Source organism: Desulfatibacillum aliphaticivorans DSM 15576 (assembly GCF_000429905.1).
Taxonomy (GTDB): Bacteria; Desulfobacterota; Desulfobacteria; order Desulfobacterales; family Desulfatibacillaceae; genus Desulfatibacillum; species Desulfatibacillum aliphaticivorans.
Genome location: NZ_KE386982.1, coordinates 119042 through 132214, shown reverse-complemented (window position 1 = coordinate 132214; position 13173 = coordinate 119042). Strand labels below are relative to the sequence as shown.

The 13173-nt window shown below is 54.2% G+C and carries 13 protein-coding genes; 10 read left to right on the top strand and 3 right to left on the bottom strand.

The genetic code is table 11. The annotated features are described in order from the left end of the window. The first annotated feature begins 257 nt into the window (after window positions 1-257). Window positions 258-1439 carry a thiolase family protein gene (locus G491_RS0126720; protein WP_028316715.1) on the top strand — a complete coding sequence of 394 codons (1182 nt, stop codon included), beginning with the start codon at window positions 258-260 and terminating at the stop codon, window positions 1437-1439. A 124-nt stretch (window positions 1440-1563) separates the two neighbouring features. Here G491_RS0126720 and G491_RS0126715 read toward each other — a convergent pair whose 3' ends face one another. Beyond that, window positions 1564-2052: a hypothetical protein gene (locus tag G491_RS0126715; RefSeq protein ID WP_157468631.1), complete on the bottom strand. Its 489-nt coding sequence runs from the start codon at window positions 2050-2052 to the stop codon at window positions 1564-1566. Between the two features lie 201 nt (window positions 2053-2253). On the opposite strand from G491_RS0126715, the gene G491_RS0126710 reads away from it, so the two are divergent. The 5 genes from G491_RS0126710 (at window position 2254) to G491_RS32740 (ending at window position 4713) form a co-directional block, all read left to right on the top strand. Further along, on the top strand, window positions 2254-2853 hold the full coding sequence (locus G491_RS0126710) for a hypothetical protein (protein WP_028316713.1): 600 nt from the start codon (window positions 2254-2256) through the stop codon (window positions 2851-2853). 140 nt (window positions 2854-2993) lie between these two features. Beyond that, window positions 2994-3431 (top strand): ASCH domain-containing protein, encoded by a 438-nt coding sequence (locus tag G491_RS0126700; protein WP_028316712.1) that lies wholly within the window; start codon window positions 2994-2996, stop codon window positions 3429-3431. A gap of 12 nt (window positions 3432-3443) precedes the next feature. After that, entirely contained in the window at window positions 3444-3836 is a 393-nt protein-coding gene (locus tag G491_RS34725) for a hypothetical protein (protein WP_051327546.1), read from the top strand. Beyond that, entirely contained in the window at window positions 3829-4209 is a 381-nt protein-coding gene (locus G491_RS0126690) for a hypothetical protein (RefSeq protein ID WP_028316711.1), read from the top strand. Before G491_RS34725 ends, G491_RS0126690 begins: the two co-directional genes overlap by 8 nt. Before the next feature lie 18 nt (window positions 4210-4227). After that, a complete protein-coding gene (locus tag G491_RS32740) occupies window positions 4228-4713 on the top strand; it encodes a DUF5131 family protein (protein ID WP_051327545.1) in 486 nt (161 codons plus the stop codon). Between the two features lie 88 nt (window positions 4714-4801). On the opposite strand, the gene G491_RS0126680 is transcribed toward G491_RS32740, so the two are convergent. Both G491_RS0126680 and G491_RS0126670 read right to left on the bottom strand, forming a co-directional pair. After that, window positions 4802-5284 carry a MerR family transcriptional regulator gene (locus tag G491_RS0126680; RefSeq protein ID WP_028316710.1) on the bottom strand — a complete coding sequence of 161 codons (483 nt, stop codon included), beginning with the start codon at window positions 5282-5284 and terminating at the stop codon, window positions 4802-4804. A 343-nt stretch (window positions 5285-5627) separates the two neighbouring features. Further along, complete coding sequence (locus G491_RS0126670) at window positions 5628-6032, bottom strand: hypothetical protein (protein ID WP_028316709.1); 405 nt, start codon at window positions 6030-6032, stop codon at window positions 5628-5630. 2107 nt (window positions 6033-8139) lie between these two features. Here G491_RS0126670 and G491_RS0126655 point away from each other — a divergent pair. The 4 genes from G491_RS0126655 (at window position 8140) to G491_RS0126635 (ending at window position 12738) form a co-directional block, all read left to right on the top strand. Next, window positions 8140-8796 carry a hypothetical protein gene (locus G491_RS0126655; protein WP_028316706.1) on the top strand — a complete coding sequence of 219 codons (657 nt, stop codon included), beginning with the start codon at window positions 8140-8142 and terminating at the stop codon, window positions 8794-8796. Beyond that, the gene (locus G491_RS0126650) at window positions 8783-10258 is read left to right on the top strand and encodes a hypothetical protein (RefSeq protein ID WP_028316705.1); all 1476 of its coding nucleotides are present in this window, start codon (window positions 8783-8785) and stop codon (window positions 10256-10258) included. The genes G491_RS0126655 and G491_RS0126650 overlap by 14 nt, the downstream gene beginning before the upstream one ends. Window positions 10259-10522: 264 nt before the next feature. Beyond that, window positions 10523-12406 (top strand): hypothetical protein, encoded by a 1884-nt coding sequence (locus G491_RS0126640; protein ID WP_028316703.1) that lies wholly within the window; start codon window positions 10523-10525, stop codon window positions 12404-12406. Beyond that, window positions 12403-12738, top strand: a complete 336-nt coding sequence (locus G491_RS0126635; RefSeq protein ID WP_028316702.1) for a hypothetical protein — start codon at window positions 12403-12405, stop codon at window positions 12736-12738. The genes G491_RS0126640 and G491_RS0126635 overlap by 4 nt, the downstream gene beginning before the upstream one ends. The last annotated feature ends 435 nt before the right edge of the window (window positions 12739-13173 follow it).

Here is a 13173-nt window from a genome sequence, read left to right as displayed (position 1 = left end):
CGTTATTCCCTGGAAGTAAACGCCGCAACTTCAATGGACTAACGGCATACCGCGCCCTGGAGCAAACAATCCGGCGGCGACTAATTCGGCGAGACGCAGGGTGTGCTTCGGTTTGGGCTATGGGAGATCAACCCGGGACTTATCCCCGGGAGCGGCGGCGCCCGGAGACTGGGGCGGCTGACCAAACCCGGCATGGTTCCGGGATCATTATTGGAGAGTTTTTTTGTTTTAAAATCCAAATAAAAAGAGGTGAATCAATGAGAGATGTTGTGATTGTCAGCGGAGCCAGAACGGCTATTGGCGGGTATATGGGATCGCTCTCCACGTTGTCCGCTGTGGAGCTTGGGGTGACTGCCCTGAATGGAGCGGTTGAGAAGGCGGGAATAGACAAGGCGGAGATTCAGGAAGTGGTTTGCGGCCAGTGCAATCAGGCCGGCTCTCCCGGAAACACCGCCCGGCACATTGCCATAGGGGCGGGGCTGCCGGCGGAGTCTTTCGCCTTTACGGTGCATCAGCAGTGCGCCTCCTCCATGCGGGGAGCGGAGCTTTTGGCTCAGGAGATCATGCTGGGCAAGGTTGACGCCGGCGTCGCCGTGGGCGTCGAAAGCATGACCAATGCCCCTTATCTGCTCATGGGGGCGCGCAAAGGATATCGCCTCAATGACGGAGAACGCATTCAGGACAGCCTTATGATCGGCGGACTGGTGGACGCCCTTCTGGGATACCACATGGGGGTGACTGCCGAAAACATCGCCGAACGCTATGATATCTCCCGAGAGGAGCAGGACGAGTGGGCTCTCATGAGTCATCAGAGGGCCGTCGCAGCCACGGAAGCCGGGTGGTTCAAGGATGAAATCCTCCCGGTTGAAATCAAGACCCGAAAAGGGATGGTAACCTTTGACACGGATGAGCATCCCCGGGCCGACACCACCCTGGAGAGTTTAGCCCGCCTCAAGCCTGTGTTCAAAAAAGGGGGGACCGTGACCGCCGGGAACGCGTCCGGGCTGAACGACGCCGGGGCCTGCATCGTTATGATGGCGGCGGACAAGGCAGCCTCGCTGGGCCTCAAGCCCTTGGCCAGGGTCGTAAGCTCGGCCCCGGGGTCGGTTGAGCCTGAGGTCATGGGGCTGGGGGTGGTTCCGGCGGTGAAAAACGCCCTCAGGTTTGCAAAGATGGACCTGGCCGACATGGATTATTTTGAATTCAATGAGGCTTTCGCCGCCCAGGTGATCGGATGCAACCGGGAGTTTGGATTGGATGTGGATCGCATAAATGCGGCCGGCTCCGGAATCAGTCTCGGCCACCCGGTGGGCGCCACAGGCGTGCGTCTCATCGTTACCATGATCAACCAATTGCGGCGGCGCAACGAACGGTTCGGCTGTGCATCCCTGTGCGCCAGCGGCGGTCCTGGGCATGCTTTCATCGTGGAAGCCCTGTAGATCTTCGGGTATATTTCACGGAGTATTCGGCTAATATGATCCTTCCCCAAAAAGCGATTATCGAAATTCGGCCTAACATTCAGTTATGATGGAATGTTAGGCCGCCCTTCGGATAGGGGGATTTTCAGGGCAGCTTGGATTTGTTCTTTTCGGTGCTTCCGGGGCGGTCGGCTTCTTTGATTAATGAAAAATTCAATTCGCGGCCGTATTCAATCCGAACAATATTGCCGATTTTAAATTGCTGAATTTCTGAAAGATAGCGTTCCAAGACTTTTAGCGTGGTTTGCGCGTTTGGAATTTTTTGACCGCTGTCCACCAGCATTTTAAAAATATCGTTAGCGTCGATTTCCTTGCCGATGAACGCCATCACTCCATGATCAAACGCCTTGCCGGAGGATAGCCCCTGAAACCCGGATTTTCCTTCCGAAAAAAAAGGGACAAGGAACTCTTTGGACTTGGTTTGAAATTCCCCATAACTTACAGCTGCCGGAAATTTCTTTGTAAGCATACAGCTATCCTGTTCAAATGATTTTTTCAGGCAAGGGGAAGATGGAGGATTGAAAATATGGCGGAGAGAGAGGGATTCGAACCCTCGGTGCAGGTTTCCCCGCACACTCGCTTAGCAGGAAATTATCCTACCTTTATAACCACCTTATTTTTCTCCTGTTTTAATAATTTCAATGACTTATTTGGCCGGTTCTTGGCCGTTTGGGTTCCCGTTGATGGTAAAGCGGCCAACCATGCGGCCAATTTTCATGAGTCCAGATGGACGGAAACGAATACACGCCACAAATAGGCGCTGAAAGGTGGAATAATGGGTATCGAGGCATCCAGCAACACAATGTATTTGAAATTTGGCGTAGGAGACATCGACGTCGGCGTCGGCGTGCTTGATGACCCTGCACAATCTGTGGGCGTCCTGTTTTTTGTTAGCAGTGATTTTGACGCTATTGGGCTTAAACAGAATCTTGATTGCGAGCTGGTCGAAAATGTTCCTGTGAGGATGGAGTTCCATAAGATCGAGTCCATTGACGTGGTTATCAGGCAGCTTGAAGCCGTCAGGAAAGTAATGTCTGAAGAGATCTTCCAGGAAATGGGTTTCGATAGGTGCGAGTTCGGCCCGGAGCCGGGCGAAAAATGCGAAAGCTGCGAAAGGGATAACGTCCAGTTGTACTTCTCCGGCACGGCGGACGCCGGCGCTTATTGGTGCCGCGCCTGCATCCTTGAAGCTCATGAAGAGAGCGAAGCCGCCATGAAACGAATTGCCCAACTCGAAAAGGAAGGCCATTCTGCGCATTGTGCGGCACGCCAGGTCTATGGCGACGGCGAGTGCGAATGCGACCTCTATAATCGGGGATACGACCCGAATGCTTGGATAAAAGGAAGAGGGGGTAGCAATGAAGGCACTGGATAATAGCATCGTTCTTTTTGTCTCGCGGGATGAGGCCCTTATATTGGTCGCCGCCCCCGTCATCCCCCCCCAAACAAAGCCCGGCGTTTCGCCCTGGGGTCACCAGGCGCATGATGCCGTGTAACCGGTATTAAGGAGGATCTATGATCTGTTACTCCAAAATTTCACACGATTTTTATAAATGTTTGTCGGTTCGGCCGCCCTGGAGCTGGTTAATTGTTAACGGCTACAAGGATTGCGAGAATCGCACCTGGTCAACAAAGTACAGGGGCCAACTCTATATCCATTCCAGTAAAAAATTCGACCATGAAGGATATGAATGGGTCCAGGAGACCTTTCCGAAGATCCCGCTGCCGGGAGTAGATGAATTCGTTCGGGGGGCGGTGATTGGGAACGTGTTTTTGTGTCATTGCATGCGTTTGGATTGCTATGCAGTGAATTATAAAATGGCTGAGTCTCCTTGGTTCTTCGGGCCTTATGGCTGGTTTTTTCGAGACCCAAGGAAGTTCTATGAGCCTGTGGAGATCCGCGGGCAACTCGGAATATTCAACGTGCCGACAGACGCCTGGCCGCCATTATAGAGGGAGGAATATATGAAAACAGGAGTTGAACTCATTGCTGCAGAACGCCTGCGGCAAATAGAAGAGGAAGGTTGGAGTGTTTACCACGATGTGAAGGAACACCGGAACGGCGAACTCGCCATGGTGGCTTCTTGTTTTGCAGCTCCCCGTCAAATTTTTATACAAACAACGAGTGACAACGGGATGTGCTTTTATGACCCTTGGCCAAAATCTTGGCAGGAAGGTTGGGATAAGCGGCCACGGAATCTCGTGGGGATGGGGAGAAGAATAGATTATAATGGTTTCAAACCTGGCCAACGGTTTGACATCCTGGTGAAGGCGGGGGCTCTAATTGCAGCGGAGCTTGATAGGTTGTTGGAGCTTGAACAACTGAGCCAGCTAACGGAGGGCAAGAATAATGGATAGATACGTCATGGAAATCACGTGTTGCCGGACCGACGTCGCCCTGTCCACGCACATGGGCGCTGTTTTGGCTTCGAACGCTTTAACCGTCTCTTTTTTTGAGGCGCAACAATGGATGGACGCTGAAGCAGAGACCCAGGGCGCGGACTTCCTCCTGGACCTGAAGGCGCCCAACGAGGATATTCTGCACACCATCCGTATCACGTCAAAGCACTATCCCATCGTAACCGGGCGGAATCCGCCCTGCGTCCAGAAATGCATCGCGCTCACCAACGCGGATCTCCGGAGCGCCGGCTTGCCGGACAACGTCCTGGATCAGCTCGGGTGGGCTCCCGACTATGAAGCGATCGAGAGGGAATTAGGCGGAAACGCCTAAGCTAAATGGCCGCCCCATGTGTGGGCGGGGGTCACGGTTTGTAACCAGGCAGAGGCCAATGAAAAACTTTTTCTTTTGCTGCAGGTGCTTGCCGCAGTTCACTTTGTGAGCATCGAGCCGATGCTTGGTGCGGTCTGGTTAACAAATCTTAACACCGCACCGGAGCTGGCGTTGAACTCTCTGACCGGCATTGAGTGCATATGTGAGACACCGGCGTCCGGCCCCAAGCTCGACTTGGTGGTCCTGGGGGTAGAAAACGGACGCGGCGCCGGGGTCCGCCCCATGCACCCGGCATGGCCACGGAAAGTCCGGGACGATTGCCAGGCTGCAGGCGTCGCCTTCTTCTTTATGGGCCATGGCGAGTTTGTGTCAGTAAGCGAGGTGGAAGGCCCTGGAAAACACCATTACTTTGAGGATGGGGCGACAGTTAGGCGGGTCGGCAAAAAGGCTGCAGGGCGGCTCCTGGACGGCCGGACGTGGGATGAGTTCCCGATGATAGAGTGATTCTCGCCCCCCCAGCTCCCCCAGACGCACAAAAGGCCCCGATAAAGAAGGTTTCATCGGGGCCTTTGATTTAAGGACGTAATCGTTTTCAATTTAGCATTTGCAGGGCTTTTTGTTTGATGCGGCCTAAAAATAAAAACGAAAAGTCAACATCCTCCTGGTCTTGAAAAACGGACTGCGCTGCTTCACCAGGATTCTGCCCTTCCTGGATCTGCAGCAGCTGGCGGTTTAGGCCACCAGGGGATCTACTTTGGATAAAAAGCATTTCTTTGGAGTTCCCATAAGCGGGATCGCCAAAGAAACCCTTAAACCCGTCCATAGATTCCTTTGGCTCATCGCGCAAAAGCGTAAACATGTCGCGTAAGCAGTCAAGTCTATAGCTGAAGTCCTTGGCCAGGATTTTGACCATTGCAAATTCAAGGGCGTTCCGTTCGGAATACAGCCTGGCTATTCCTTTTCCTGCAGCTGGGCGAATGTCGGGATCCACGATCCCCTGGTCCGTCCATAGCTGGATTGTCCGTATGGGGAGGTTCAGCTTGCTTGCGATGTCACGTTTTGTCAGTGTGCGCATGTTTCCCCTTAAAATGTTTCCTAACGGTCTCATGGCCAAGATGTTGAATCGCCCATTGCTGGGCGTCCTCATGGGTCAAAGGGATGATTCTTTGCCCCTGGGTCAGGCGCCCTTCGGTATCACGCCGGCCGTACTTGGTTAACGCCCCCCCCTCCCCGGCTAAAAAGTACCCCCCGCGTCCTGTGCGATAGAGGCCGGCGCTCCACCAGTGGTAGAGATCTGCATCCTGGTCGGCCTGAGAGGCCGCATCTCCTATCAGGACGGTATTTAGAGCCAGTGTGTGGTATCGGGAGCCCTGTATGCTGGCCTTTATATCTCGTTTAGAATTCAGCGGCATAAGCGTTTAATCCTTTTTGCGACCCCTATTGAGAGAGGAGGGGCCTTTATAAGTTGTTATTTGTATTTGCTTCGGGAAAACATCCTCGGAGAAGTCGGCGCCATAACCCTTTTCCGCCAGGACGGCCCTGGTCAGGATGTCGGGAATGACAACCTTGTTCAGGTGGAGCGAGGCTCTCTTAAGGTGGCCTTCGCCGGCTTTGAAAGCGATTTCATAGTAATCGTCCGGGAGAGGCGTCACCGAGAAGAAACAGCTTTGGGACACGAGAAAGGAAACGAGTCCTTGGCATTGTTCTGCGTTTTCGACCACAATTTTTTCAAGTCTGAGATTGCCGGCGGCTGAAAAGCTGTGGTCCTTGTCCTCGTTAGTGTTGCGGTAAGATTTTTTCGATGTTACTGTTTGTTGGCTCATGTGGTTATCCTCCATTGTGTTGGTTGTGCATGGGCAGCCTCTTCCTCGGATGCAGCCGGGGAAGAGGCCTTGTAAGTGGCTCAAACCTTCTCATCGATATGCTCACAAGCTGGGTCGTCGGCGCAGCCGTCCCGCATGTCGAAGCCGTGCATTTGAATATCCCTGTGTTTGGATCTACATCTACCAAAGCCATCGTCCGAAACTTCTGATCGTTTAGGGGTTAGCTCGAATTTTCTGCAGTCTCCACAAGTCAATGTTTCCCATCGTTCCCATTTCTTCATTTCTCCTCCTACGATTAAAGGTTAGCAGCTTATTTAGCATTACACCTAAAAGGTGTAATGTGTCAAGACAAATACACCCTTTAGGTGCAACGCATTCACCCTGGCCTTGAAAAGAAAAAAATGGCGCGAGCGCACACAGGGAAGCGCTCGCATCCTTCTCTTGCTTTTGGGAGGTCCGCCCAGGGCTCCCCGCCTCCCCTCCCTTCCCCTAAAGGAGGGCCTACGGTCCATTCTTGGGCTGCGAGTCCAAAGCTCTTTGTAAGCAAAAGGGAATTTTGGTCATTGCAGCATGCTGAAATAAAAGGGTTTCTGTGGCTTCGGTCCAGCCGTCCAAAGTTTTGATGAAACCTTTTTATATATATATAGGTCTCTACTGTGCGCGTGAAAAAAGAAATGAAACAACTTTGGACATCTGGACCGATGATTCTTTTATTGTTTAAAATCAAAGTGTTATTAGGTCCGTAATTGCTTTTTGAATAAAGCGAAGTTTGGACGGGCGGGGTGTTTTTGCAAGAATGACATTGCAAATTCAGGCGGTTGGATCATGGATTAAATTTGGACGGGGGGTTTTCCCAACGAATAGCGCCCGGGCGCCGATATCCATCCAGGCCAGGTCGGCGAGGCTCCAAAGACAGGCAGCCAGGACGCTGGAGTCGGTTTTTCTGAAAACGCCTGAAAAGCATGCCTGGGGTGGGAGATTGGAAAATTTTGGGGAGGCTGGCGCGCGTCCAGAGCCGGCGGAGCCGTCCAGGGTGGCCTGTACATGCTTGGAAGTGCAGAGGGGGGAGCGGGCGGCCTGATAAATAACTGAGAATGTTATAAATCCGTTTAGGTGGGATTGCAAGATTAATTTGGCGGGCGCTCGTTTTGCGGGCATTTTAAAATGAGCGTCAGGGCCGGGGCCTGGCGCTGGCGCCGCGGGGATCCTCCTGGCGACCAGGCCGGGATCGAGGCCCTGGAGATCCACGTCGAGGGCGTCCTCCAGCGCCGGCCAGGAGACCTTTTTTATAGGGCGGAATAGAAAACCCTTTCAAACCCGGAAATCCTTCCGGGAAAGCGGAACTAAAAAGCACGGGTTTTAATGCCTTTTAGTCCAACCTAAAAACGTTCGTTTTCGCTTCCGGTTTTTTGAGGAAATCAGAGAGTGAATGCCGGGCCTGGCGCCCGGACGTCCAGGACCGGAAATCCGGAGAAGTGCGTCTTGGTCCGTCGGCGACCTGGCGGCGGCTGGGGGTGGGGTGGGTCCAGCATGGAGACGGGGCGGCATGACGGTCATGCCATGGGGCGCGGCATGATGAATAAGGCGCGAACAAAAACCCCGGGAGTGGGACTCCCTCCCCCCCTATCAACCTGGTGCGTGTGGGATTTTTTAAGAGTTTTAGGACTTCGCGGCATCCTGGTCGATAGGGGTTGATTGGGGGCGGGGGATTGCCGCCGGTTTTGGTTGGGGAGGCGGGGCGCTGAAAGGGTGTCAATAGAAAAAATGGCTGCAAGTGAAAAACGAATCAGGGTAAAGTCTTGGCAAAGTGTCGGCAAAGTCTACGACTTTGCCGTTTTGCGTTAGAGGGCTTCGGGGCGTTTCATAAAACCCGTGTTATAAGAAGTGCGATAAATTTAGCCCTGTGCGCGAGTGATTCAAGCTCTAAGGGGCGTTTCTGCAATTATCCATGGCAGAGCATGCGTTTTTTGGATTTCTGCAGAGGATTTAAAATAACGACGGCGCTCTTCGGCCCCTCCGATCCCTCCAGTTGCTTGAGGGCGTCCCCCTGGCCGGGCCGCCGCCGGTCACCGGCGGTCCGGCTAACCCTTTAAAGGCGTTATGTGAAATGGCGAATAATAAAACACGCATAGAGCGGGAAGGCCTCCAGGATTATGTGGTGGAGCTATACGCCCAGGGGATTGTGACCGGCACAGCCGTCGCCCAGAAGCTCAAGGAAGAAAAGGATTTTGATATATCCCCTTCTTCCGTCCGCAAATACCTCGCCAAGTTAAAGCCCCAATTTGAAAAAGCGGCTTCCAAAAAGATCCAGGATCATGTGGATCAGGTGGTTCCCCAGGACTTGAATACGCTGGAAGAGATGGAGGCCCAGTGCATCGAGTGGTTTCGGGAGCTTCCGTCGGAACAGGCGGAGCGGCTTGCTTCGGCCGCCCTGGAGATCAACGGGGAGTTGGATCGCTGGATTGAGATGCTGACGTCGTTGGGCGCAAAAAAACGAGCGGATGTGATCCAGGATATCATTCGCCGCGTCATCCATTTGGTAAACCGGGACGCCCGTCTGCAGGATAAGCGGATCAAGGCCATGAAAATGGTGTTGGATATTATCGCGCTCAAGATCGGTAAGGCACGGGAGCTTGACGACGATCAGAAGGGAAAGATTATTCTTGTCGACCGCAGTTCCGACTATGTGCCGCCAGACCCTGATTCGGGCGAAGGGCGAAAGCCCATGCGCGTGGTAATGGGAGGGAAAGATGGCGGATCTTGAATTTGATCTGAGCCCGACCCAGAGCAGGTTCGTGCATGACGCCGCGCATATTGTCATGTTGATGGGGCCGATGGGCGAGGGAAAAACCTTTGCCGGGGTGGCTGGCTTGATCGCCCATGCGCTTCGGTGCGGCCGTGACATACGGGGCGCCCTGGTTCGGGACACCCACCAGAACATCAAGATTTCCACGGTTCCCGACATCCAGGAGGTCCTGGGTAATTTCGTATCGTTCAAGGACGATTATAAGAAGATGATCATCCACTCCACGCCCAAGGTGGAGATGGATCTTTTTGGCATCGATGATCAGGCTTCTATTTCCAAACTTCAGGGGCCTCAGTACGCGGTTATTTGGCTGGAAGAGCCAGCGCCCATCAAGGAAAAGGCGAACGCAGGCCTTCCTAAAGAAGTGTTTGACCTTGCGGTTGCAAGGGCTTCGCGCCAGCGAGGGACCACGCCCAGGGTGCAGATTACCCAAAACCCGGCGGATGAAGACCACTGGACGGAAGAGGTGGCCATGCTTCCGGAGGTGTACCAAACGGACCCCGACACCGGGCTCAGCATTATCAAGCACGTCTATAAGATCCCGTATAGAGACAACAAGTACGCCAACCCATTGATGCGTGTCGCTAACAGAGCCGCGTTCCAGCATGACAAGGGGATGTACGCCCGGTATGTGGAGGGCCGGCCCGCGCCCGTTCAGTTGGGTAAGGCGGTGACTCCCCAGTACAACGAGATGGTTCACTTTATGCGGGATGTGGAGCTTCCGGTGATTCCCGGCGCCGTCGGCATCCGGGGGTATGACGCCTGGCACAACCCGGTTTGCGGGATTGGGCAGTTTGTTCCGCCCGGGCGTTTGATCTTTCATGACGTGCTTGTGGGAGAGGGTATCGGCATCGAGGAGCTGCTGGAGCAGATGGTGATCCCCATGCTCAACTCGCCCAAATACAAAGGCGCCAACGGCGAGCCTTTAATTTCGGATTGGCGGGATATTGGGGATCCGACGATGAGGACTCCGGATCAAAGCTCGGTGAAGCGCTCCACGGCCAAGACGCTGAAAGCGGTTTTGGAGAAGGCTGGCTTCCCCAGGGTGAAGTTTGAACCCGGGCCCACCCGGATAAAAAACCGGATTGAGCCTTTACAAGAGGGTCTTACCCGACTGGTAAACGGCGAGCCTGCTATTTTGCTTTCCCGGTCCGCCTATTTGCTGCACCGGGCGTTGAACGGCGGCTGGCATTGGAAAACGGACAACTCGGGGAATATCATTGGAAGCGTGCCGGCCAAGGACAGGTTCAGTCACCCAGGGGACATGGCCGCATATGTTGCTGCCGGGTTGTTTAGTCCGGGAAATGTGAAGAAAGCCAAAGTGAACAGGAACGCTATGCGCGCCGCCCAGGCGAAGAGGGCCATGAGTTACGGGCATAGCTCCGGGCTAAAGACTAGCAAGTCGCCTTACGGCATATAGAGGGGGTTCAATGTCAGGAAATTTTAAAAACTATTGGGAAATGAGGCAGGGCGGACCGTATGACAAAAACCCGGCGGAAATTTTCAAGTGCACGGGCTGCGGCGCTGAAACCCATCACCCTGACGGTTTTAACGGGGAGCCGGATGTTCATCATTGCCACCCTGGGTGTCCGTGTCATTCGGATTGGGCTCCGGGCGGGCATTCTTCAGCTTATAAGAAGAACTTTGACAGAATTTTTCCTGATGCTCCGGGAGCGGGAATGTAATGGCGGTTCAGAGATCAGATCCCAGCCTTGAGGTTGCCAGCAGAATCCGGGAGATCCAGACCCAGGCGGCCAGTCATATGTACGACGACCAGGAACTGGCGGACCGGGAAGAGGCTGCGGGCGCTTACGCCCTGGAAAACGAGGCCCACTATGTGGCCTATTTGAATGATTGCGTAAGCACCAGCGCCAGGGCGCGGGATGAGATCCGGAGGAAGCAGGCCCAATGCTGGGACGTGTATCACGAAAAAGAGCCGGATAGTTACAAAAATAAGGAAGCCTGGCAGAGTAGGATCGTGGTTGCCAAGCCTAATGAGGCCGTAGGGTACGGCGTAGCCGCAATTAAGAAGTCCTTTTCTCCCAGGTATTTGTCCGTAAGCGATCCTTTAAACAAGATTGGCGCTGACTTTTGGCAGGCGGTTCTGGATATTCAACTGGACAAGTCACATGCCAAATTTCCCACACGTTTTTCGAGCGCTACGGAAATGGCGCTTGCCATCGGCGAGTCCATGGAGATGATTCCCAAGTGGGTTCCTGGCAAGGGGCTTATTTTTGATCTTATTGAGCCATGGAAGATTCATCGGGATCCGGACGCTCCGCCCCGCGACCCTCAAGGGGGCTTGTATTGGGTGCATAGCGAATGGCTGGATTACCACGTCCTTTTGGAGGGCGAGGAAAAAGGCAGCTATTTCAACGTAAAGCGTTCCGTTGATCTTGGCTCCGGCGGCCAAGCCAAGGACGATCCATTTTTGGATAAAGAGGAGATCGCTAAAAGAAAAGAGCAGATTTGGGAGCGATCCACGTTCCGCAAAATGGTGCTGACCCAGGAGTTGTGGGGAACGGTGCTTTCCCCCAAGGGGGAAGTGCTTTTGGATCGGGGATGGTACACTGTGGCGGGAGGGCGCGTGATCGGCATGCCCAAGCAGGTTCCTTACTCCCGGCTCCGGTGGCCCGGAATCAGCTTTTCGCCCATGCCGCACTTGCTTCGCCATGGCGGGCGCGGATTCATCGAAGGAATTGTTTCGATTTGGGAGTCCATGTGCACCTTGTTGTGTCTGCATGAAGACGCCTTGAAATGGATAGTGAATCCTCCCACGGAAATCAACGTGGACGCCCTGGTGGACCCCTCGGACGTCAACTCCTGGCCTGGCAAGGAGTATTTGACCCAGGATACGGTCCATGGACAGCAGGCTGTCAGGACGGTTCAGAGGCGGGACCCAACGGGTTCGGTGCTTGCTAATATGCAGTACTACGACCAACTTTTTCAGCGGGGATCGTGGGTGACGGACGCGGTTCAGGGGTTGCCGGGATACCGCCAGGATATGACCTGGAGGGAGTCCAAGCAGAACTTAGACCAAAGTTTGGGCGTGTTCGGCCATATGGGCGAAAACCTGGAGGACGGCGCAGTGGCGGCCATTGAGGCTGGCAGGGACGTAATAGCCTGTTTTGCCACCTATGACGACTATGTGAACATGCTTGGGGGTGAAAAGGTCCAGGAGGCTGGACTGGAGTATTCCGGGGATGGCGAGCTGAAGCTGCCTCCCATGAGCGGAGCCTTTCATGTAGCTGGCATTGGAACGCTTATGGCTGAGGCAGAGAAGCTGAACAAGATCATGGCTACAATCGTGCCCTTGAGCGAAAGGCCCAGGTATGCGGCCTATATTGATCCTTACAAGGTGTTGAGAGCGATAGTTGCGCTGACCAAGCTGGAAGACGAGGAAGTAGTCGTAACCCAGGCGAGGGCGGAGGAGATTGACAAGGAAATGGCCGCCAAAGCCAAGGAAGAGGAAGAGGCTCAGTCCAGGGAAGCCCAGAAGGCGGACGTTGGTCAGTTAATTGGCTTGTTGAGGGAGCTAAAGGGTTTGGATGAGGGGGAAAACGCATGAGTGGATTTAGCGGCCCTGACGTGGATATTGTGACCGGATTACCCGTTGAGATGGTTAAAGGAACAAAGGGCGAAGAGGAAGCCGCCGCCGCCAAGGTTCGACTGAAGGACAAGGCGGGGTTTCTGGATTGCATAGGAAGCGACGAGGGCCGGAAGCTGGTGGAAATCGTGCATCGCAAGTTTGTCTCAAGGGCGGCGACGATCATCGAGGGAGATCCTGAATGTAAGGCTTATCTGGGAATCCTTAAGGATTTTGGCATCAAGAAGAGCCTGGCAAAAAGTGCGGCCAACCAGCTATCGGCCATGGCGATGCAGGAGGATAAGGGGAAATAAGTATTTGGAGCCGGCCGACCCGCAGGGGAGCGCTATAGAGCGCCGGGTGCACCGCCCAGGACCTGGGGCGGTCGAATCCAAAACAGGAAGCGAAGCAGGCAGGGCAGGCTCTTGAAAAGGTTTAGCCGCCAGACGGGAGAGGCTAACCTGCTTCGCTAAAAAAAAAAGACGGGTTCCGTCGGGAGGTCGGCCAACCAAGCGACGGCGAACCTAAAAGAAATGATGAAGGGGCAGTGTGGCGCCACACAATCACACACTGCCCCTTTTTTATTTGCCCGTCTTTTTTTCTCAGGCAGGGAGACCCTGCAACTACAGGCGAAGGAAGCCGGCCCGGGACGCCGGACTACCCGGCAGACAAAAAAAACCAGCTTTACGGCCCGGGGCGCCGGACTACCCGTAAGGCGCATGAACGCAGGCGCGGCCCGTTTTATGCGG